Here is a 16,783-nt window from a genome sequence, read left to right on the forward strand (position 1 = left end):
AATTGAGCCGCTTTTCTTGACCTCAAGCTTGGCAGGGGCATCAACACCGCTGCGGGCCTGACCCTGCGGAAGGCAAGGCTGTTTTAAGGCCTCGTCGCCGCCAGCTCGATAAGCCTCAAACCAAGGCCATCAAGCCCGCTAGGCCGAGGCCAAGCGCGGCCAAGGCATCGCCGGCAATCAAACCACCACCGACCAGCGAGGTGCTGCTCATGTCCTCCGGCAAGTCCTGCTCACCCGCTTTAGGCTTGGGCTTGAGCGTATTGATCAGGCTCGAGACCACCCCACCGGCCGCAAACCAGGCCGAGGTCGGCAGGTTGACGAAGCCGCCAAAAGACGAGGCATAGGGGCTGGGCAGAATCAAGGCATCGAGGCAGAAGTCAACGCTGAAACCGAGCTTGCCACGGGCCACAAACCGACGATAGACGGCGTTAGACTTGATCAGCTTGCGCAAGACCTCGGTGACCAGGCCGATCGCCATTCCGATCAAGATCGCCGTGGTCTGAAACGGCTTGGGCTCGGTCAAGGTGCTCAACACGCCGACGAATTTATAGGTCATCGCCGAGGTCCACTGGGCCGGCACCTGCTCGGCCGACATCACCGTCTGGTCCAGCTTCAGCACCGGATAGGCGCTCATGAACAGATGGGCAATCGCCACCGCCAGCACCGCGCCTAGCAAGATGCCGGCGACCTGAAAGCGGAATTGGATCGTCCGATTCGTGCCCAAGCGCCAACCGGTCGAGCGGTCTTGCTGCATATCGCCGGCCACGCTGCTTGAGATGAACACCACGCTGGCGGCCATCAGGCCCAAGACCGGGTCCTTCAGTCCGATGGCGGCCAGCAACAAGACCGTCACCACAAAGGCCGACGAGATCGGATTCGAATCGGTCAGACCGAGCGAGATGCCGTTGACGATGGCGAACACATAGACCAGCGCCACCGCGATCAGCATGTAGTGCACCGGCTCATTGAAGAACTGCACGCCCGCCACCACCGTAGCCACCGTCCACACCGCCACCCAGCTCAGCAGGCGCGGCAGGCTGGCACGCGGGCCGGTGCGCTGCTCCTCGGGCACGACGGTACGCTCACCCGGATCGCGCAGGCGCGCGACGGCACGCCACATGATCAGGCTCATATCGATGACGGCGGCGCCGAGAATCATGCCCAGCGCGATCAGGAAGGCAATCTTGCGGAAGGGCTCACCGTCCTTCAACCAGCCGATGCTGATGAAGTAAGGCGCCAGCGCCCAGAAAGCCAGGCCGCCGGCAATTGCCGGGATGCCGACGCGGGCGCCGACGATCAGGCCGGCGCCGAAGGTCGAGGTCGACAACTCGATGGCACCCAAGGCCGCGATTTTGGCGCCGGCCAAGCCACCGGCCAAACCGGCCGCCATGCCGCCGAACAAACGCGAGACCGACTGGCGCAACAGCACCGGGTCGGTCAGCGCGCGCAGGATGTTGGCGACCGCCAGGCCCGAAGGAAAGACCAGCTGCATGCGCTCGACCAGGATGGGCGTGTACAACATGCCAATGCCGGCGGCCATCATGCCTATGCACAACATATAGGTCACCAGTTGCCAGGCCGGCGGCTGCGGCATGCCCATCCAGGTCATTGCCTGGATCAAGGTGCTCATCGCCATCATGCCGGCCACCGAGGCCGCGGTGGTCTGGATGTAGTTGGCGCCATGCTTGCCCTCGCTGCCGTAACCGAAGGTGACGACGGAGCCCAGAATGCCGGCCAAGACCTGCCCCCCGACATAGAAGCCGATCGAGAAGTTCATGAAAGCGGCGGTGACGCCGCCCAGCGGCCCGAGCACCAACATGCCGATCGCGCCCAACAAACCGTAATAGCCGGCCGAGCCGACCGGCGGCAACCAGGCCCAGCGGCGGGTGTCGATCATTGCTTCTGACGGGTCTTGATGGACTTGCTGAACTTGCTGAGAAGCGGCCATGGCGGGGAATATTTAAGGGGATGGCGCGCACTGTAGCTGCCGGTTCACAATCCCACCATGAGTGAAGACACCCCCTCCCCTGCTTTTGCCTCGGTTTCGGTCGCCATACTGAGCTTTGATGGTTTCAATGAGCTGGATAGCTTCATCGCGCTGGGCCTGTTGAACCGTCTGCGCCCCTTGGGCTGGACGGCCGAGTTGTGCGGCCCCGGCCACGCGGTGACCTCGATGAATGGTGTCACCGTGCAGTTGCAGCGCCCGCTTGAATGGGCCAACGAGGCCGATGTGGTCTTGTTTGGCTCCGGCATTTACACGCGCGCCATCGCCGAGAACTCCGCGCTGCTGGACCGGCTGCAGCTCGATCCGGTGCGCCAGTTGATCGGTGCGCAATGCTCGGGCACGCTGCTGCTCGCGCGGCTGGGCCTGCTCGGCGACATGCCGGCCTGCACGGACCTGAGCACCAAGCCTTGGGTGGTGGAGGCCGGCGCGCGGGTGCTGGACGAGCCCTTCCATGCACGCGGCGAGGTCGCCACGGCGGGCGGCTGCCTGGCAGCGCAATACCTGGCCACCTGGGTCATGCTCAAGCGCGCCGGCGAAACCGCCACCCGCGAGGCCTTGCATTACGTCGCGCCGGTGGGGGAGAAGGATGCCTATGTCGAGCGGCTGCTGGCGCGTGTGAAGCCATTTTTGGCCTGAGCATCCCGGCGCAAGCTGTCACCTCGGGGACTAGACGCAGCTCTCTAGCCAAGGGCCAATACGCTTGGCCTGCGCGGCACTTGCGGTTAGCCTAGGCCAAGAACAATTAGGAGACGCAATGAATCAGACCTTGCATGAGCGACTGCACTTGACGCTCGAGTTGCAGCGAGGCGCTTTCCGGGCCGAAATGAGCCCCAGCCTGAGCGTGCGCCTGGACAGGCTGCAACGCCTGCGAGCGATGACCGCCAAATACAGCGAGGCCCTGGTGACGGCCATTTCCAGCGACTTCGGCCACCGGGCCAGCCAAGAGACGCTGTTGGCCGACATCTTCACCGTCGAATCGGGCGCCAAGCATGCGCAAAAGCATCTGAAAGCTTGGATGCGTGCACGCCGCATGCCAACCGCCCTGCATTACCTGCCCGCCAGCAACAAGCTAATGCGCCAGCCGCTCGGCGTGGTCGGCGTTGTTTCGCCGTGGAACTACCCCTATTACCTGGCGATGGCGCCGGCGCTGGCCGCCTTGGCCGCTGGCAATCGGGTGATGATCAAGCCGTCTGAATTGACCCCGGCGACCTCGGCCCTGATGGCCAAGATGGTGGCCGAATTCTTCAAGCCGGACGAAATGCAGGTCATCACCGGCGACGCCGAGGTCGGCCGTGCTTTCACACAGCTGCCTTTTGATCACCTCTTCTTCACCGGCTCCACCGCCGTCGGCCGCCATGTGGCGCAAGCGGCCGCGCAAAACCTGACCCCGGTCACGCTGGAGCTGGGCGGCAAGAGCCCGGCCATCGTCGACCGCAGCTGCCATTTGAAGCTGACGGCCGAGCGTCTTGCCTACGGCAAACTGCTCAACGCCGGCCAGACCTGCGTGGCCCCCGACTATCTGCTGGTGCCCAAGGAGATGGTCGAGCCGCTGGCGCAAGAGATCATCGCCGCGATGCAGCGCCTGTTCCCGACGCTGGAAGGCAACCCCGACTACAGCAGCATCGCCGCCGAGCGCCACCTGACGCGTCTGCAAGGCCTGCTCAGCGACGCCAAGACGCGCGGCGCGCGCCTGCTGCCCACACATCAAGAGACGCTGTCCGGCCGCAAATTGACGCCGCATCTATTGCTCGACGTCACGGACGAAATGGCCGTGATGCGCGAAGAAATCTTTGGCCCGCTGCTGCCCATCGTCGGCTACACGCGGGTCGAGGAGGCCTTGGACTACATCAACAAGCATGAGCGGCCTTTGGCGCTGTACTGGTTTGGCCAGGATGCGGCGGCGCAGCAATATGTGCTGGAGCACAGCCATGCGGGCGGCGTCACCATCAATGATTGCATCTGGCATCTGGGCCAGGAGGAGCAACCCTTCGGCGGTGTCGGCGCCAGTGGCATGGGCAGTTATCACGGCGAATGGGGCTTTCGCACCTTCAGCAAAGAGAAGCCGGTTTTCACGCAGGCCCGCTTTGCCGGCACCCAGCTGTTCTACCCGCCCTACGGCAAGACCTTCGCCACGCTCTTGAACCTGCTGAAGAAGATCGTATGAAGAGAAGAAGCCTGCTGAAATTGGGTCTGGGCGGCGCCGTGCTGCTCGGTGTGGTCGGCGGTGGCATGGCCTTGCTGCGCCCTGGCCTGGTGGGCAAGCAAATGAGCCCGTCCGCGCGCGAACTGATGCGTGCGGTGGCGCTGAGCGTCATGGACGGACTCTGGCCCACCGAAGGGCCGGCCCGAGACGCGGCCGTGCAAGCCCATCTGGACCGGGTTGACGCCAATATCGGCGGCTATCCTGCGGCCGTAAGGGCCGAGCTCTCGCAGCTCTTCGCCTTGCTGGGCAGCAGTGGCGGGCGACTGGCCCTGATAGGCATGAGCCAGGATTGGCGAGAGGCCAGCGCGGCCGAGATTCAAAAAACCTTGAATGAGTTGCGCCTCTCAAGCCTAGATGTACGCCAGCAGATCTACCACGCGCTGCGCGATCTCAACACCATCGCCTTCTTCACCGAGCCCGACCATTGGTCGCTGACCGGCTACCCCGGACCGAGACAAATTCCATGAGCAGTATTGTTGATCCCATCAAGCAAGGGCTGGAGCGCGGCTGGAAAGTAATGGGTGCGGGCCATGCTGCCTTGCCGCCCGCATTCGACTGCGATGTCGTCATCATCGGCAGCGGCGCCGGCGCCGGCATAACGGCCGAATTGCTCGCCAAGGCCGGCCTCAAGATCATCATCGTTGAAGAAGGCCCGCTGCGCTCCAGCTCCGACTTCAAACAGCGTGAAGCCACCGCCTACGCCGAGCTCTACCAGGAAGGCGCCGGGCGCAAGACCACCGACCAGGCGATGAACATCCTGCAGGGCCGCTGCGTCGGCGGCAGCACCACCGTCAACTGGACCGGCTCCTTCCGCACGCCGCCCGATGCTTTGGCGCAATGGGTCAAGGAGTTCGGTTTGAGCGATTGCAGCCCGGAAAAGCTCGCCCCCTGGTTCGAACAGGTCGAAAAGCGCCTCAATATCAGCGACTGGCTCGCCGAGCCGAATGGCAATAACGACGCCTTGCGCCGGGGCACGCTCAAGCTCGGCATTTCGAGCAAGGTCGTGCAGCGTAACGTCAAGGGTTGCTGGAACCTGGGCTCCTGCGGCATGGGCTGCCCGACCAATGCCAAACAGTCGATGCTGGTGACCACCATACCGGCGGCGCTGGATCTTGGCGCGACGCTCTTGGTCCAAACGCGGGCCCAGCGCCTGCTTCTGCAGGGCAGCAGCGTGCAAGCCTTGCTGTGCCAGCCGATCGATCTGGATGGCTCGGCCAATGGCCCGGAACTGCGCATCACGGCCCGCCATTTCGTCATCGCCGGTGGCGCCATCAACTCGCCCGCCCTGCTGCTGCGCTCGAACGCACCCGACCCTCACAGCCTGCTCGGCAAGCGGACGTTTCTGCACCCGACCGTGGCCAATCACGCCCAGATGCCAGCACCGGTTGAAGGCTGGGCCGGCGCGCCGCTGAGCGTCTTCTCCGACCATTTCCTGCACCAGGGCCCGGTTGATGGGCCGATCGGCTACAAGTTGGAAGTAGCACCCGTTCACCCCGGCTTTGCGATGACCAATCTGGGCGGTGTGGGGCCGACGCTGGCCGAGCGCGCCAAGCTGATGCCTTATGCCAACGTGATGATTGGGCTGCTGCGCGATGGCTTCCATGCGGAATCAAGCGGCGGCGCGGTCAGTTTGAAAAGCGACGGCAGCCCGCAGCTGAACTACCCGCTGAACGCCTATTTGCTCGACGGCGCGCGGCGCGCGCATTTGAGCATGACCGAGATCCAGTTCGCCGCCGGGGCAAAAACCGTGCGGCCGGTGCATGAACTGGCACGCGACTATGGCTCATGGGCCGAGGCCAAGGAGGCCATCCGGCAACTGCCCTACAAACCCTTCATCACCACCGTAGGCAGCGCCCATGTGATGGGCGGCTGCCGGATGGCGGCGGACGCCGGGCGGGGCGTGGTGCGCCCGGACGGCCAACATTGGCAGCTCGACAACCTGTCCGTGCATGACGGCTCGGTCTTCCCCACCAGCATAGGCGCCAACCCACAGTTGTCGGTCTATGGGCAGGCCGCCAGGATGGCGACCGGTTTGGCCAAACGCCTGGCAGCCAAGGATGTGCAGCTGGTTTAATACGCTCGGCGTCAGAGCGGACTATTCAAAATCTGCGCGCCAAGCCGAATACTCAAACCCCGCGCAGAGAATGAACACACCGCCCGAAGGTCTTCCAATCTACCGGCTGCTGACCGGCAAAGACGACGCCAATTTTTGTCGCCGCGTCAGTGAGGCCATCGCGCTCGGCTACAAGCTCTATGGGTCGCCTGCGGCCACCTTCAACGGCCAGGACGTCATCGTTGCACAGGCGCTGCTATGGCCGCGCATCGAGCCGGATAGCCCGACGCAAGAGCTGTAGTCCGCGCTCTGCCGCATGGCATGTTCAGAGCGCCAGCGAAATCATTCTGAAGCGCCTAGACTGCCGCCATGACGCCGCTCTCCATTCTTGACCTTGCCCCCATCGTCGAAGGCAGCAACGCTGCCGCTGCCCTGGCCAATAGCATCGCCTTGGTCTGCCATGCCGAGCCCTTAGGCTATCGGCGCTTCTGGGTCGCCGAACACCACAATATGGACGGCATCGCCAGTTCGGCCACGGCGGTGGTGATCGGTCAATTGGCGGCCGCGACGCAGAAGATTCGGGTCGGTGCCGGCGGCATCATGCTGCCCAATCATGCGCCGCTGGTGATTGCCGAGCAGTTCGGCACGCTGGCCACCTTCTTCCCCGGCCGTATCGATCTGGGCCTGGGCCGCGCGCCTGGCACCGACGGGCCGACGATGCGGGCGCTGCGCCGTCATCTGGACCGTGCGGGCGAAGATCGATTCCCCGAGGATGTCATCGAGTTGCAGAGTTATCTGGCGCCGGAGCGCGAGGGTCAGGTCGTGCGCGCGGTGCCCGGTCAGGGCACCGAGGTGCCGATCTGGCTGCTCGGCTCTAGTCTTTACAGTGCGCAGCTGGCCGCCTATCTGGGCCTGCCCTTTGCCTTCGCCTCGCATTTCGCGCCGGAGATGCTGATGCAGGCCTTGGAGCTATACCGCAGCCAATACCGGCCCAGCCCGAGCCACCCCAAGCCCTACGCGATGATGGGCATCAACATCATCGTCGGCGACAGCGACGCCGAGGCCCGCTACCTATACACCTCGCTGCAACAGCGCTTCTTGGGCATGCAGCGCGGCAAACGCGGCCTATTGCCGCGGCCGGTAGACAGCATGGCGGGCTTGTGGAGCGCGGCGGAGCAGGCCGGCGTTGAGCGCATGTTGGCCGAGTCGCTGCTTGGCTCACCCGCCACGGTGGCCGCCGGCCTGCGGGCGACGCAGGCGCGCACCGGCGTGGACGAGTTCATCGTCGCCTGCGCGGTGCATGACGCGCAGGCCAGACTGCGTTCCTACCAACTACTGGCGGAGTTGAATCTCGGCGCTTGAGCCAAGACCAATCACGCCTTGCCCGCCCCGCCGCACTGGAGTTTGGAGCGGCGCGGGCTGAGTTCGATGGCGGCAAGACCCGCCGCAATGGCGGGTCGGCTTGCCCCAATGGCAAGCTCTACGGTTAGGCGCGAGCGCCGCGCCGGCGGCTCAAAAAGCCACCGATGATGCCAAAGCCCAAGAGCAATTGCGCCCAGGTTGCTGGCTCGGGCACGGCGACCACGGTGGCCACACCGTCCATCGCGTAAATTTGCGCCGTGTCCATGCTGTAGTTCTTCTTCTGCAGCACATCGCCATCGAGATTCCAGCCCATCGCGTCAAAGGCCGCCAGATCGTTCTGCGTCACATTGCCGGTGTGGCAAGGTGAAGCCGTGGGGTCCATGATGCCGATCGCGCGGGAGGACTGGAAGCACATGCCGTCGCCGTCCAGCGCGCCCAGATTGTCCTTCCAATGCGAGGCCTGGCTGCCGTCGCCGTTGAACTGGCCGGTCGAGAAGAAGGCGGCTTCTTGATCGTTGTCGGGCAGGTTGAAGACCTTATTGCCGTCGATCGAGAAGAAGGCCGTGCGGTCGGCGCCCCATTGCAACTGGCGGCTGCCATCGGCATTCAAGCCATTGCCATAACGGAACAGATCGAGGGTGCTGCCGATCGCGAAGTCATCGATATTGGTGGTGCCGAAGGCGCCGGCCTCGAAGGCGTCGGCCGCCGGGCCTGGGCCCTTCTTGCTGCGGCCGAGCGCGTCAAATGAATCGGTGCCACTGACGAAGCCTAGCGCATGGCCCAACTCATGCACGGCCACGGCGGTGAAGTCATAGAGGCCCGCGCCGATGCCGTTGGTCGGGTTGAAATCGAAGCCAAAGCTCGAGCTGAAGGTGATGTTGGCGTCATAACGCTCGGCCCGGGGGTCCAGCTGCAGACCCAGCGCCTTGACGACCGATTGGTTGACCCACAGCGCTTGATTGATGCCGTTATTGCCGTTTGATAGTCGGCTCGCGCCGCCCACATCGACGCCGAAACTCTTGGCCGGGTCGAGATAACCATTGACGCGCATGGCCAGGCTGCCGTACTCGTTGAGCTTGGAGAGGTTCTTGACGGCGATGCTGTCCAGCGCACTATTGCCGGTGGCTGCCAGGCTGGCATAGACATCGGCAACATTCACCGCCTGACCTGCGCTACCGGCTTGGCCCAGGACACCCGCGTCCAGCGCGGCGAAAGAAATATTGATATTGATCGTCGCGTCGTTGGTCAGCGTCTTGTTCCAGTAGTTCGCGGCCTTCTGGAACGCCAGCAGCGCATCCGCACCATTCGGGGCGATGGCGAAGCTATTGCTGGTGTCGTGCAAAACGATATTGGCTGCGCCGGCCGGTGCCATGCACACGACGGCCGCGGCGGCCGCGATCAGGTTCAGGAGGTTGATTTTTTTCATTTGCTTGCAGTCCGTCGGGCTAGGGGTTGGGCAGAAAGGATTGGCAAGTCATTGCCGCTCCCCAATTCAGGCATCCGACTATATTTAATTAATTCACCCATGTGAAACGTCACCCCCTCAAGTTGAGTGCGGGTTTTTACTCTGGTATTTACCCTTGGTCTAACGACTATTTGCTTAGGCAACGACCCTCAATCCGGTCCGCGCCTTGAGTGGCAAACCTTGAATCTATGTCAGGGCATCTGCAGGGTCAGCGCCAAGTGACCATAGACGGCTGAGACGCGGCGCAGATGGCGGGACTCGGGATGGGTCAGCAACCATAGCTCGGTCTCGCATTCGTCCAGCGGCTCGGTCAAGCGGATCACATCGCTGCGCCCTTCGGCCAGGAACAAGGGAGCGATGCCCACACCCATGCCCAGCGCCACCAACTCCAGCACCGACAAAATGCTGCCGACCCGGTAGCGCGGCAGGACCTTGGGGAAGTTCCTTTTGCGCCAAACCACCGACGGATGCTCGGGCAGCGCCTCGTCGGGCGCGATCCAGTCGACCCGGCCGGCCTCGACATCGGCGAGTTTGATGTTGGGCTTGGCGGCCTGTTTGGCCTTGGCCGCATACAGCGCGACCCGGATCGGCCCGATCTGTTTGCCCACCAAATGCTGGGGCGGGCGCTTGGTGGCGCGCACGGCGATGTCGGCGTCGCGCCTGGTCAGGCTGACCAACTCATTGCCGGTGTGCAAGTCAAAGCCCAGCAAGGGATGAAGCAGCTGCAAGCTGCGCAAGGCCGGCGCCACCAGGCCGTGCAAGATGGTGTCGGTGCTGCTGATACGCACGAGGCCGGAGACTTGCGACGGCGCCGTCTCGACGGCATTGCGCGCCGCCTCCAGCGTCGCCTCCAATTGCTCGGCATGTTCGGCCAACTGCGCCGCCAACTCGGTCGCGATATAGCCGGCGCGCGAGCGCTCGAACAAGGCCCGCCCCAAACCGCGCTCGATGCGCTGCAGCGAGCGGAACACCGTCGAAGCATCGGCGCCGACGCGCTCGCCGGCACCGGCCAGGCTACTGCCGCGCACCAAGGCCAGCACCACGGCCAAGTCGGCCGGCGTCATTTTGTATTGCGTCTTTGCAATCATTTACTGCCACCCTGCCTATTAACATTTCAATTGCGCAATCCTACAGTGAAGCCCTGTCTACCCACCCGGAGTTTCTTCATGAACACATCAAACGCCACACAACAACTCGGCATCACCGTCCTGCGCCTCAGCCTGGCCGCCATGTGGATCTCGCACGCGCTGCTCAAATTGCTGGTCTTCACGCTGCCCGGCACCGCCCAATACTTCGCCAGCATCGGCTTTGCCGGCTGGCTCGCCTACCCGGTCTTTGCCTTCGAGTTGCTGGGCGGCGTCGCGCTACTGCTCGGCCTCTACGCTCGCCAGGTCGCGCTGGCCCTGCTGCCGGTGATGGCGGTGGCCGCCTGGGTGCATCTGCCCAATGGCTGGGTCCACACCAGCGCCGGCGGCGGCTGGGAGTACCCGGTCTTTCTGATGGCCGCGTCGGTCGCGCTGTACTTGCTGGGTGACGGCGCCGCCGCGCTCAAACGCAGCCCGGCGCTGCTGCCGGCTTTCATCTTCGGTGACGCAATGGATGCGACGAAATGAGCGGCCCCTTGCTGCTGGTCTCGCACCTGCTCTGCCCCTATGTGCAACGCGTGGCCATCGTCTTGGCCGAGAAGGGCCTCGCCTTCGAGCGGCGCGACATCGATCTGGCCCACAAGCCCGACTGGTTTTTGAAGCTATCGCCCTTGGGCAAGACGCCGCTGCTGCTGGACGGCGACGCGGCCATCTTCGAATCGGCAGTGATTTGCGAATACCTGGACGAGACCGCCCTGCCCCGCCTGCACCCCAGCAATGCCTTGCTACGCGCCCAGCACCGGGCTTGGATGGAGTTCGGCTCGGCCTTGCTGAAAACGATTGCGGGCTTCTACAGCGCGCAGGACGAGGCCGCGCTGGCCGCCCGTGCCGCCGAGATCAGGCTGCGTCTTGAGCAGCTTGAGGCGCAGCTCACCGAGGGACCGTACTTCGCAGGAGCCAGTTTCAACATCGTCGACGCGGTGTTCGCACCGATACTGCGTTACTTCGACGTGTTCGACAACATAGCCGGCGCGGCCGACTTTGGCTTCTGGACTGGCCTGCCAAAGCTGCAGCGCTGGCGCCGGCAATTGGCCGCCCGGCCCTCGGTGGTCGCTGCGGCGCAGCCAGACTACCCGCAGCGTTTGCAAGAATTTCTACTCGCCCGCCAGGGGGCTTTGGCGGGCCGCATGCTGGCGAGGCAGTTGGTATAGCGTCAAGTCCGGGCCAGCAGAGCGCTCAAGCCGTCCAGAATCAAATCCAGGCCGAACTCGAAGCTTTGCTGGCCGTCGTACTGGCCGCCAATCACCTGCTCGGCCAAGGCCCGCATATGCGGGTAGCGCTCGGCCGGCAGCATCGGCAAAAAGCTCCGCGCCGCTTCGGCATAGGTGCCGGCGGCGATCGGGAACAGCAGCGCCTGCAGCGTGAAGCCATAGATGTGGCTGTCGATGACATTGCGCGCATGGTCGGCCAGCGCATGCGAAAAGCCGGCCTCGCGCAGGCAGCCATGCGTGGCGTCAATGCTGCTCAACATGGCCGGACCGATATTCATGCGCGCCACAAACAACATCGTCGCCCAAGGGTGACTCATCAACACGCGGTGGGCCGACACGGCGCGCAGGCGCATCTGCGCCCGCCAGTCGCCACCATTTTGAGCCAGCGCGATCTCGGCCACCACCAGCTCCACCATGCCGTCCAGCATCGCTTCTTTATTCGCCACATGGTTGTACAGCGACATCGCCTCGACGCCCAAGGACTGCGCCAGCTTGCGCATCGACAGCGCCTCGATGCCGGCCTCATCGGCCAGCCGAACAGCGGCCAGCAAGACGCGCTCGCGGCTCAGGGGCTGGCGTGCAGTTTCTTCGGCGCCCTGCTTGGACTTGCTCGCAGCTGGCGAGCCCAAGGTCTTGCCGGGTTTGATTTCTCTTGACATGCTTACACCGTAAGTGCGACTATAGCAACCTCATACATACAGCGTAAGTATCGCAGCAAAGACCAAGCCATGAACAAGACAACGACGAAGCCCATGCTGACGATGCAAGCCTGGGTCTGCCAGCGCTATGGCGGCCCCGAAGTGCTGGCCCTGCAAACCCGACCGCTGCCACAGCCCGGCGATCATGAAGTCCTGATCAGAATCCACGCCAGCACGGTGGCTTCCGGCGATGTGCGCGTGCGCACGCTGAAACTGCCGCGCGGCTTTGGCCTGATCGGGCGCCTGGCATTGGGCTTCACGGGCCCGCGCCAGCCGGTGCTGGGCACCGACCTGGCAGGCGTGGTGGAGGCGGTCGGCCGAGAGGTAACAAGCTTCAAGCCGGGCGATGCGGTGATGGGCTTTGCCGGCGCGGCGATGGGCTGCCATGCCGAGTACCGGTGCCTGGATCCGCGCAAAAAGCCGCTCGTCTTGAAGCCGGCCAAGCTCGGCTTTGAGCAGGCCGCCAGCCTCTTGTTCGGCGGCATGACGGCGCTGCACTACTTGCGCAAGGCCGAACTCAAGGCCGGTGAGAAGATCTTGGTGATAGGCGCTTCGGGCGCGGTGGGCACGGCCTTTGTGCAGTTGGCACGCCACTTGGGCGCCGAGGTCACGGGTGTGTGCAGCGGCGCGAATGTCGATCTGGTGCGGTCCTTGGGCGCGGCCCGGGTGATCGACTACCGGAACGAGGATTTCACGCAATCAGCCGGACGCTTCGACGTCATCGCCGACACGGTAGGCGCTAGCAACTTTGCCGCCTGCTGCCCGGTCCTGAACGAAGGCGGGCGCTACCTCTCGGTGGCCGGTGGCCTGCCCGATCTGCTCGCGCGGCCTCGGGGCAGCAAGCGCTCGATCGGTGGCCCGGCAGCGGAATTGCCGGCCGACATTCAGCAACTCGCTCGCCTGGCCGAACAAGGCGTCTTGCAGCCGGTCATCGACCGCAGCTTCGCCTTCGAAGAGGCGGCGGCGGCCCATGCCTATGTGGAGACCGGCCGCAAGCGCGGGGCGGTGCTGCTGAACTTTGACAGCCTGACGCGGGCGTAGACGTAGACGTAGACGTAAGCGCAGGCAATCAAGCCTGCCGCAGCGCAAGCTGCTCGAACTCGGCCACCGGCAAGGGCCGGCCGAACAAATAGCCCTGATAGGCATGACAGCCCTGTGCGGCCAGAAAGTCGCGCTGCGCCTCGGTTTCCACGCCCTCGGCGATCACCGACAGACCCAGGCTGCCGGCCAGCGCAATCACCATCTTGGCGATCACGGCGTCATTGGCATCGACCAGCAGATCGCGGATAAAACTCTGGTCGATCTTGAGTTGGTCCAAGGGCAGCCGCTTCAAATAAGACAAGGAGGAATAGCCGGTGCCGAAGTCATCCAGCGAAAAACCGACACCCTGCGCCTTCAAGGCCGTCATCTTGCTGATGATGTCTTCCACATTGGCGACCAGAATGCTCTCGGTCAACTCGAGCTTGAGCCGTTGCGGATTGGCGCCGGTGCGCGCCAGCACGGTCAAGACCTGGCTCACGAAATCGGGCTGATGAAACTGCCGCGCGCTGACATTCACCGCCACCGTCAGATGCGCCAAGTCCGGCTCTTTGGCCCAGCTTGCCAATTGCTCGCAAGCCGCCTCCAGCACCCAGGCGCCGAGCGGCAGGATCAGCCCGGTCTCCTCGGCCAGCGGGATGAAGACGGCGGGTGACACCGGGCCATGCAAGGGGTCGAGCCAGCGCAGCAAGGCCTCCACGCCGGTGATGCGCCAGCCCTGCTCGGCGCCATCCGCACCAAGGCCGCAGACCTGCGCTTGATAGTGCAGGCTGAACTGCTCGTCACGGATGGCCTCGCGCAATCTGGCATCGAGCGCCGCGCGGGCGCTCGCCACCGCCTGCATCTGCGGGTCAAAAAAGCGCAGTGTGTTGCGCCCGGCGGCCTTGGCCTGATACATGGCCAGATCGGCCCGCTTCAGCAACTCATCAAAGCTCTCGCTGTGATCCGAAAACAGCGCAATACCGATGCTGGAACTGCTGTGATGCTCGAAGCCGTCAAGCAAAAAGGTCCAGTCGAGTGCGCTCAGGATCTTTTCGGCCACGCGCTCACTTTGGCCCACAGCGGTGTTTTCCGAATCGCTCAGGTCTGCCAGGATCACCACAAATTCGTCACCCCCCAAACGCGCGACCGTGTCACTTTCACGCACGCAGCCGAGCAGCCGCGCCGCCACCTGCTGCAGCAGCAAATCGCCCTTGTCATGGCCGAGGGCGTCATTGAGGGTCTTGAAATGATCCAGGTCGATCAGCAGCAAGGCTCCTTCCATGCCATGCCGGGCAGCTTGGGCTTGCGCCTGCGTCATGCGGTCCGACAGCAGCCGGCGATTCGGCAATTTGGTCAGCGGGTCAAAGTAGGCTAGGCTGCGAATCTGCTCCTCCGCCACCTTGCGCAGGGTGATGTCGGTAAAGGTGGCGACGTAATGCGTGACCCGGTCGGTATCACCCTTCACCGCCGTGATGGTGATCAACTGCGGGAAGATCTCGCCACTTTTGCGCCGGTTCCAAATTTCGCTTTGCCAGAAACCATCGGCGCCCAGGCTTGCCCACATGGCGGCGTAGAAGGCAGCGTCGTGGCGGCCCGACTTGAGCATCCGGGGGTTTTGTCCAAGCGCCTCCTCGGCGCTGTAGCCGGTAATTTCCGTGAAGGCCCGATTGACCCGAAGAATGCGCTTGTCCGCGTCGGTGATGAAGATGCCCTCCTGCGACTCGAAGGCGGTGGCGGCAATCCGTTGCGCCTCTTCGGCCAGCTTGCGGGCGCTGATATTGCGGGTGATGCCGTGAAAGCCGGTGGTGCAGCCCTGCTCGTCGCGCGTCGGCGTGCTGAGTATTTCCGTCCAGATCAGGCTGCCGTCTTTGCAGCGCTGCTGCACCTCGAAGCTGATCGTGTTGGACCTGGCTTCTTTTGTATCCGCGCGCTGGCGAAACAATTTGGTGACCGCCGCGATCCCTTCCTCCGTGTACAGATCAAACACATGGTGGCCAATCACCTCTTCGGCGGGGAAGCCGCGCATACGCTCATCGGCGGGGCTGATATAGGTGAAGACGTTGTTGCGGTCGAGCTTCCAGGCCACATCGGAGACGTCTTCGGTCAATAGACGGTAATGCGCTTCGCTCTCGAGCAGCTTTTGCGCCACCTGATGCTTCTCGATGGCAATGCTCGCCAAATGGGCGGATTGCTCAATCAAAAGCAGGTCGGCCGGCAAGGGTCTATGCACTTGGCGGTGGTACATGGCAAGCGTGCCCAGCACCAGGCCGGACGAGGAAAGAATCGGCTGCGACCAACAAGCCGCCAGACCGGCACTGGCCGCGAGGGACTTGTACGGCGCCCAATACGGGTGGTTCTGGATGTCCTCAACCACGACCAAACGGCCGCTGAACGCCGCCGCGCCACATGAGCCCACCTCCGGGCCGATTTGAACGCCCTCCAGTGCGGCGTTATAAAACACCGGCAGACTGGGAGCCACCACCTGGCCCAGGTGTTGGCCCTCTTCGTCCAGCAACAAAACGCTGCAAAGCATTTCGGGGTGCAACTGTTCAAGCCCGCGCACCAGTGCCTCAAGCATGGCGGGCAAGCTCAGATTGCCCGCCAGCAATTCCAATATATGGCTGCGAAACTGCTCGACGTTTCGGATCAGTTTGCGCTCAAGATCGATCTGCTGCAGTTCGCCTTGGGTCTGCGCCAACAAGCCGAGCACACTGTTCTCACTCTCATCGCGCAACTCGATGCGGCCGGAAAAGTCGCCGCTGCCGATGCGGCTGAGGTGGCGGTGGATTTCCTCGACGGGCCCGCCCAGGGTGCTGCGCAAAACCCTGCCGGCCCGCCACAGCATGAAGATAAGACCCAGGCCGACCGTGATCGCCAGCAAGCGCAGGGCTAGCGCCACGCGTTCGGCCGAACTCACCGAAATCAGCGTTCGCTCGTCCAGCATGGTCTGGAAGTCCTGGATCGGCTGCATGATGGCCGCCTTGGCCTGCACATAGGCTTGATCAAACAACATCGGGATGGCTTCGGCGCCGCCGGCCTCGGCCAGGCGCATCGCGGCGATTTCCCTTTCGGCCAGACGGTTCGAGTTGGCCTCGGCCAGTGCCAGCTTTTGCAACTCTTGTTCAGTGAAACCGGCCCGCAGCATGCGCTGCTGCAGGGCGCTTGCGACACCCTCGCCACCCTCGCTGCGCGGCCCATTGGCCAGCACCAGATCCCAATAGACAAACTCGTAGTGGGCCGGACGGGCCTTCTTGCCGCTGCGGATGTCCAGAATCTCCTGGTAATACTGCCGGTATCTGGCTTCTCGGGTGACCACATAGGAGCGCGCCATGCGGGTCAGGTCATCGGAGGAGCGGCGCAACTCATCGCTAAGCAAGAAAGACTGCTGGCGCCGCGCGTTAGCCAGATCGATCTGCTTTTCCGCACGCACATAGAGGCCGAAGACCAAGGCGAAAGCCAAGAGCAGGCCCACCAATCGCCAGACTTCTCGAGAAAATGATGAAGGTCGGTTCAACATCGGCGGCTGCGCTTCCTTTGCCGGACAGAATAACCGAAGCGCGAGGCAGGCTTGTCGGTGAATGCTTGCGTCCGGCCAAGCCCCGGCCAGGCTGCTGCGAAACT

Annotated in this window: 15 protein-coding genes; 10 read left to right on the forward strand and 5 right to left on the reverse strand. The window is 63.6% G+C overall.

The genetic code is table 11. The annotated features are described in order from the left end of the window. Positions 1 to 115 precede the first annotated feature (115 nt). A complete protein-coding gene (locus tag LNV07_RS05640; protein WP_397545526.1) occupies positions 116 to 1,948 on the reverse strand; it encodes an OPT/YSL family transporter in 1,833 nt (610 codons plus the stop codon). A gap of 57 nt (positions 1,949 to 2,005) precedes the next feature. Here LNV07_RS05640 and LNV07_RS05645 point away from each other — a divergent pair, with 57 nt between their 5' ends. The 7 genes from LNV07_RS05645 (at position 2,006) to LNV07_RS05675 (ending at position 7,751) form a co-directional block, all read left to right on the forward strand. Next, entirely contained in the window at positions 2,006 to 2,641 is a 636-nt protein-coding gene (locus tag LNV07_RS05645) for a DJ-1/PfpI family protein (protein WP_263570187.1), read from the forward strand. 118 nt (positions 2,642 to 2,759) lie between these two features. Beyond that, positions 2,760 to 4,169 (forward strand): coniferyl aldehyde dehydrogenase, encoded by a 1,410-nt coding sequence (locus LNV07_RS05650; RefSeq protein WP_263570188.1) that lies wholly within the window; start codon positions 2,760 to 2,762, stop codon positions 4,167 to 4,169. Continuing rightward, on the forward strand, positions 4,166 to 4,675 hold the full coding sequence (locus tag LNV07_RS05655; protein ID WP_263570189.1) for a hypothetical protein: 510 nt from the start codon (positions 4,166 to 4,168) through the stop codon (positions 4,673 to 4,675). Before LNV07_RS05650 ends, LNV07_RS05655 begins: the two co-directional genes overlap by 4 nt. Continuing rightward, positions 4,672 to 6,282, forward strand: coding sequence for a GMC family oxidoreductase (locus LNV07_RS05660; RefSeq protein ID WP_263570190.1), 1,611 nt, complete (start codon positions 4,672 to 4,674; stop codon positions 6,280 to 6,282). Before LNV07_RS05655 ends, LNV07_RS05660 begins: the two co-directional genes overlap by 4 nt. Before the next feature lie 70 nt (positions 6,283 to 6,352). Then, positions 6,353 to 6,562 carry a DUF1737 domain-containing protein gene (locus tag LNV07_RS05665; protein ID WP_263570191.1) on the forward strand — a complete coding sequence of 70 codons (210 nt, stop codon included), beginning with the start codon at positions 6,353 to 6,355 and terminating at the stop codon, positions 6,560 to 6,562. Between the two features lie 68 nt (positions 6,563 to 6,630). Next, positions 6,631 to 7,623, forward strand: coding sequence for an LLM class flavin-dependent oxidoreductase (locus LNV07_RS05670; RefSeq protein ID WP_263570192.1), 993 nt, complete (start codon positions 6,631 to 6,633; stop codon positions 7,621 to 7,623). Further along, complete coding sequence (locus tag LNV07_RS05675) at positions 7,620 to 7,751, forward strand: hypothetical protein (protein WP_263570193.1); 132 nt, start codon at positions 7,620 to 7,622, stop codon at positions 7,749 to 7,751. The genes LNV07_RS05670 and LNV07_RS05675 overlap by 4 nt, the downstream gene beginning before the upstream one ends. Here the strand turns inward: LNV07_RS05675 and LNV07_RS05680 are convergent. Beyond that, positions 7,748 to 9,049, reverse strand: a complete 1,302-nt coding sequence (locus LNV07_RS05680) for an NF038122 family metalloprotease (protein WP_263570194.1) — start codon at positions 9,047 to 9,049, stop codon at positions 7,748 to 7,750. The genes LNV07_RS05675 and LNV07_RS05680 overlap by 4 nt on opposite strands. 230 nt (positions 9,050 to 9,279) lie before the next feature. Beyond that, positions 9,280 to 10,176: a LysR family transcriptional regulator gene (locus LNV07_RS05685; RefSeq protein WP_263570195.1), complete on the reverse strand. Its 897-nt coding sequence runs from the start codon at positions 10,174 to 10,176 to the stop codon at positions 9,280 to 9,282. Positions 10,177 to 10,254: 78 nt separating this feature from the next. On the opposite strand from LNV07_RS05685, the gene LNV07_RS05690 reads away from it, so the two are divergent. Further along, complete coding sequence (locus tag LNV07_RS05690; RefSeq protein ID WP_263570196.1) at positions 10,255 to 10,701, forward strand: DoxX family protein; 447 nt, start codon at positions 10,255 to 10,257, stop codon at positions 10,699 to 10,701. Further along, positions 10,698 to 11,384 (forward strand): glutathione S-transferase family protein, encoded by a 687-nt coding sequence (locus tag LNV07_RS05695; protein ID WP_263570197.1) that lies wholly within the window; start codon positions 10,698 to 10,700, stop codon positions 11,382 to 11,384. Before LNV07_RS05690 ends, LNV07_RS05695 begins: the two co-directional genes overlap by 4 nt. Before the next feature lie 2 nt (positions 11,385 to 11,386). Here LNV07_RS05695 and LNV07_RS05700 read toward each other — a convergent pair whose 3' ends face one another. Next, positions 11,387 to 12,103: a TetR/AcrR family transcriptional regulator C-terminal domain-containing protein gene (locus LNV07_RS05700; protein ID WP_263570198.1), complete on the reverse strand. Its 717-nt coding sequence runs from the start codon at positions 12,101 to 12,103 to the stop codon at positions 11,387 to 11,389. 69 nt (positions 12,104 to 12,172) lie between these two features. Between LNV07_RS05700 and LNV07_RS05705 the strand changes: the two genes are divergently transcribed. Beyond that, on the forward strand, positions 12,173 to 13,183 hold the full coding sequence (locus tag LNV07_RS05705; RefSeq protein ID WP_263570199.1) for an NAD(P)-dependent alcohol dehydrogenase: 1,011 nt from the start codon (positions 12,173 to 12,175) through the stop codon (positions 13,181 to 13,183). Between the two features lie 28 nt (positions 13,184 to 13,211). Here LNV07_RS05705 and LNV07_RS05710 read toward each other — a convergent pair whose 3' ends face one another. After that, positions 13,212 to 16,679 carry a sensor domain-containing phosphodiesterase gene (locus LNV07_RS05710; protein WP_263570200.1) on the reverse strand — a complete coding sequence of 1,156 codons (3,468 nt, stop codon included), beginning with the start codon at positions 16,677 to 16,679 and terminating at the stop codon, positions 13,212 to 13,214. Positions 16,680 to 16,783: the final 104 nt, after the last annotated feature.

The organism is Roseateles oligotrophus (assembly GCF_025717515.1).
GTDB classification, from domain to species: domain Bacteria; phylum Pseudomonadota; class Gammaproteobacteria; order Burkholderiales; family Burkholderiaceae_C; genus Paucibacter_A; species Paucibacter_A oligotrophus.